This window comes from Mesorhizobium sp. M7A.F.Ca.AU.002.02.1.1 (assembly GCF_003998535.1).
Lineage (GTDB): Bacteria > Pseudomonadota > Alphaproteobacteria > Rhizobiales > Rhizobiaceae > Mesorhizobium > Mesorhizobium ciceri.
Genome location: NZ_RZPB01001287.1, coordinates 1 through 979 on the forward strand (window position 1 = coordinate 1; position 979 = coordinate 979).

Below are 979 nucleotides of genomic sequence, written 5' to 3' on the forward strand. Positions count from 1 at the left end.
CGGCCATTGCCTTCGTGCTGGAATTCACCCTCCGCAGGATCGAGCGCGTGCTCGTCCCGTGGGCGGGACGCGAATGATTGGGAATCAGAAGAGCAGGAGAGAATGACGATGACCCATTCCACCGCCGTGCTGTTCGCCCAAGCCGGCAATTGGCTTCTCGCCTGGACCAGGGAAAGCCAGCCGCTTGAACAGCAACCGAAATCGCCAACGCCGGTCCGCTGGGACGCCGAGCGCGACCGCCTGCCGCCACGCGACGAGAGTTTTTACTGGGCCTGGCAGTACTGGTCGCAGTGAGGGGATTGGCGATTGGCACTAGCCCCCGCGTCTTCGTCATCCTAGGGCGAGCAAGGGCGAAGCGACGCAGCGCAGACCCCAGGATGACGAATTCCAGGTAGCCAAAGAAGATAATTCCCATTCTCCCCTCTAACTCGCAAAATCATTCCTCTACTAAATTTATAGAATTACCTAGCCTCATCCATCTTCCAACCGGCGAGGCCATTTCCGGCGCCGATCCGCAGCGAAGGAGAGGGATCAATGTTCAATCTAACGAGACGTGTTTTCGGCATCGGCCTGCTGGCGGCGACGGTTGCCGTGTCGTCCGGCGCCACGGCGCAGGAGCTGAAGCAGTTCAGCATCGGCTATCAGAAGACCGGCCTGCCGGTGATCGCCAGGCAGCAGCAGGTGATCGAGAAGGCACTTGAAGACAAGGGCGTGACGGTCAAGTGGGTCGAGTTCACCGCCGGTCCGCCGCTGGTCGAGGCGCTCAATGTCGGCGCCATCGATGTCGGCTGGACCGGCGACGCGCCGCCGATCTTCGGCCAGTCGGCCGGTGCCAACATCGTCTATGCCGCAGCGCTGCCGTCGAATGGCGAGGGCGAGGCGATCTTCGTCAAGCCGGCGTCGCCGATCCAGTCGGTCGCCGATCTCAAGGGCAAGCGCGTCGGTGTCGGCAAGGGCACCAGCGCGCACAATCTGCTCG

At 62.3% G+C, this 979-nt stretch carries 2 protein-coding genes; both read left to right on the forward strand.

Features of this window, described 5'->3' with window-relative positions; translation table 11 throughout:
- Positions 1-108 precede the first annotated feature (108 nt).
- Positions 109-294, forward strand: a complete 186-nt coding sequence (locus EN879_RS37180) for a hypothetical protein (RefSeq protein ID WP_013528709.1) — start codon at positions 109-111, stop codon at positions 292-294.
- Between the two features lie 240 nt (positions 295-534).
- On the forward strand, positions 535-979 hold a 445-nt coding region (locus EN879_RS37185; RefSeq protein WP_164774908.1), incomplete at its 3' end, for a PhnD/SsuA/transferrin family substrate-binding protein.